The organism is Pseudomonas gregormendelii (assembly GCF_017114825.1).
Lineage (GTDB): Bacteria > Pseudomonadota > Gammaproteobacteria > Pseudomonadales > Pseudomonadaceae > Aquipseudomonas > Aquipseudomonas gregormendelii.
The window spans coordinates 1-3,345 of sequence record NZ_JADEVO010000083.1 but is presented as its reverse complement, the minus strand read 5'-3'; the positions used below and the strand labels follow the sequence as shown (position 1 = coordinate 3,345).

The following is a 3,345-nucleotide window of genomic DNA, read 5'->3' as shown; positions in this document are numbered from 1 at the left end:
AGCACAAGGTCGGCAGCCTCGCGCTTGAATTCAGCGGAAAAGGAACGGCGTTGTTTGGTCATCTGACACCTCGATCTGGCGAGCATTCTCGCCTAAATGGGTGTCCGGTTTCATTAGACCACTACAACGTTGGCAGTTCGTCATGGAAGCTCACGGCCCGTTGGCGGCAATGATTCCCACTGTGTATCGATGCAGTTGTCCGGCGTTTCCGAAAGCAGAACCGTGAGGTCAAGCTTGGCTTTCTCAGTATGCTTACGGCGCTTGGGAGTTTTAAAAGTACGGGAGAGGGTGGCCTCGTCGACTGTCGACTGCTGTTTTTTCCGGGTTGCCATAGCCAACCTCCATATAGTCATAATTAGTCTAGCTAGGAGAAAGACGGCTTTGATAATTTCTCTGAATGCTGGAGCGATTTCATCAGCGTTTGCACGGCCAGAAAACTGATGTGGGATTTCATACAGGAACGATCTCGCCATCTGAAAAAACAGGGTCGAACGTCATCGAACGAATCCTGCTAGTAATGCATCCAGAACACTTCGTACGGCCGGGACCATTCCCCGCCGGGAAGGGAAGACAGCGTGCAAGCTGCCGCTCGGCGAAGACCAGTCAGCAAGGATCTGGACGAGGCGACCTTGTGCAAAGTCCTTTTGAATGAGACTTAGCGGCAACTGTGATACACCGACTCCCATCAGTGTAGCCTCCCGTAGCGTCTGTAAATCATCAGTTGCCAGCCTCGGGTAATGAGTAAATGCAATCGGATGAGGAGTCAGAAACTCCCATTGATATTTATCGTTTGCGTTCGCCATGGCCAATGTCGGTACTGAAGCTAAATCGTCTAGATCTTCAAGTTTTGGATATAGCGTTAACAACGCCGGGCTGGCGGCTAAGACTCGGTAGCTTGGCAAAAGCGGCAACAAGGTAAGGTCGGAATCGTCTAATGGTAGCAATCGTACTCTCAGCGCGATGTCTAGGCCTTCCTCAATGACATCCACACGTCGATTTGTCGCATCGAGCTTAATGCGTACAAGCGGGTTATCTATCAGGTACTGCGACAATATGGCTCCGGCGCCTATCTGCAATACGCCAAGCGGGCAACTGATGCGGACCACGCCCTGTGGCGTGGCTCGTGTTTGATCGATGACAGTCTTTGCCGCGCGAGCTTCTTCCACCATGGCGGAGCAGTGCTGGTAAAACAATCGCCCCGCTTCAGTGAGCGATACGTTCCGCGAGTTACGATTTAGTAGCCTTACGCCCAACTCCGTTTCCAGCGCTGCAACGCGACGGCTGAGTTTTGACGTTTGCAGTCCCAGCGCTTTTCCCGCCGAGGTGAACCCCCCGTGGTCCACCACCTTGGCGAAGAGATGCATGTCGTTCAAATTCGTCACATGGTCCATCGTCTCACCCTTCGATACTTCGATCGTTCTATTTTCAACAACGTACCGTTGTTTTTTGAGCCGTTCTAAAACCTTCATTCCAAAACCATAATCCTCTGATTAGCAAATCGCTATTCCTCTGAGGCTCTAAAATGTTGAAGCATCGCTTGAGACACAATCTGGGTGGCGGCGATTTCGGATGGCTTCGAGCGAAGCACCATTTCAAGGTGACCCCAGATGGCAATCCTGATCACCATCCGCTTGGAGCCCTCGTTGTTTGGAACGACGACGTGATTGCTCCAGGCACTGGTTTTCCTATGCACAGTCACGAAAATATGGAAATCGTCACTTACGTATTAGAGGGAGCGGTGTCGCATCGAGACAGTTCTGGCGGACAAGGTAAGACCGAGTCTGGAGATGTACAGGTAATGAGTGCTGGGACGGGAATTCGCCATGAAGAGCGAAACGCGGAAAGTGAGCCGTTGAGGTTCTTCCAAATATGGTTACGACCGCGCGCGATAGGCGGACGACCTTGCTGGGGAACGCGTCCATCCCCTAAATCTGATCGGGCCAAACAATGGGTGGTCCTCGCCAGTGGAGCTGCGACGGACGAAAATGCGTTGCCTATCAATGCCGATGCACGTGTAAAGGGAGCGTTGCTTAAAGCAGGTGAGAGCTTACATCTAAGCCTCCAAAAACTAGCCAGTGCTACTTGGTGCCGACGTTAGGGACAGTAGTCGTGAACGGTGAGCGGGTCGAAGCTGGGAGCGGTGTGGCCATATCTGACGAGTCTATGCTTACCCTTAGCGCTCTTGATGATACCGAGGTGGTTTTGGTCGAGGTCTTCTGACCGCGTCGATTTGAGCCCATTAGTCGAGAGCAGTCCGGCTCAACTGATGGGCACCGCATTCTTTTCCTTGCGGACAGAGTAGGTGGTAAGTCTCGCTGAGTCGTGGTGCACATCACTAGCTAATAGTCCGGGGCTATAGAAACGAATAGCTGTAGTTAAAGATCACCCGTGTCTGATCTGTGTCAGCCAGAGCAGATCCGTCGCTACGGTAAGTACCGTGGCGAACTGTCGTTCCAAAGCCCTTCAGTGGACCAGTTTGGATGATGTAATCAATGCGCATGTCTCTCTCCCACTCCTTGTGATCATCGCCTCCTCGAACGTCCTTGATGTCATCACCCGTCAGATACGAGATAGATGTTTTCAAGCCAGGCACTCCTATTTTTGCAAAATCATAGGCGTATTGCCCAAACATCGTCTGCTCGCCGGCCCTGGAGAAATTGCCCACGATGGCGTCAGTGAACAGATAAAACGCTGTCCCACCGTTGCCCTCCGGACGGTTGCGACCATCAACAACATTTCCTTGATTGAGCCACACAAACCCACCGTCGTCGCTCACGCTTTGGTGGCCTACAAGGATTGAATGGCCTCTAAAGCTGTACGTGAACATAGCGCTCCATGTTTTGTTATCAACTTCACCTGGGGTCTTTGCATAGCCTCCGTTGTTATTGAACCGGTACCCTATGTCACCATTTTTGCCGTCAGAGTCACTGTCGAAATATCGCAGATCAGTTTTAAAGGACTGTTCCTCGCCTAGGGGCAGCACATGAACTAGACCTACAAAATTCTGTTTGTAGTAGTTTTCGAGTCTTGCGAAGTAGTATTGAACCGTCAGATCCTTCGTCGCTTTCCAATCGCCGCCTGCAAACCGAAAATCGTTTGAGTCTTTCGTGCCGCCAGCTAATGCCAGCCCGGTCGAATTGCTAGTCGCTCGTCCTGAGGACTGGTCAATTTTCCCAGCGGTAAGCGTAAGTCCATCAATCTCTTTGGAGGTGAGGATACCCGGCGGCGGCAAAAACTGAGTGCAACACCTGACCTTTCCGGTACGGTGCTGCCCCATGTCCTATCACGAACTCAGCGTCGAAGAACGCGCCGCCATTCAAATCGGTCATATCCAGGGCCTCAGCC

The 3,345-nt window shown here is 51.9% G+C and carries 1 protein-coding gene and 2 pseudogenes; 1 reads left to right on the top strand and 2 read right to left on the bottom strand.

The genetic code is table 11. From position 1 onward, the window contains the following. Positions 1 to 494 precede the first annotated feature (494 nt). Positions 495 to 1,469, bottom strand: a complete 975-nt coding sequence (locus tag IMW75_RS26580) for a LysR substrate-binding domain-containing protein (RefSeq protein WP_205894290.1) — start codon at positions 1,467 to 1,469, stop codon at positions 495 to 497. A 53-nt stretch (positions 1,470 to 1,522) separates the two neighbouring features. Between IMW75_RS26580 and IMW75_RS26575 the strand changes: the two are divergent. Continuing rightward, positions 1,523 to 2,220 (top strand): annotated as a pseudogene (locus tag IMW75_RS26575) (pirin family protein). A gap of 133 nt (positions 2,221 to 2,353) precedes the next feature. Here IMW75_RS26575 and IMW75_RS26570 read toward each other — a convergent pair. Then, positions 2,354 to 3,220, bottom strand: a pseudogene (locus tag IMW75_RS26570) (OprD family outer membrane porin); the annotation flags it as partial. Positions 3,221 to 3,345: the final 125 nt, after the last annotated feature.

Excerpts from the sequence above, each read along its gene's own strand:
- IMW75_RS26580 (WP_205894290.1), bottom strand. The coding sequence starts at position 1,469 with ATGAAGGTTTTAGAACGGCTCAAAAAACAACGGTACGTTGTTGAAAAT.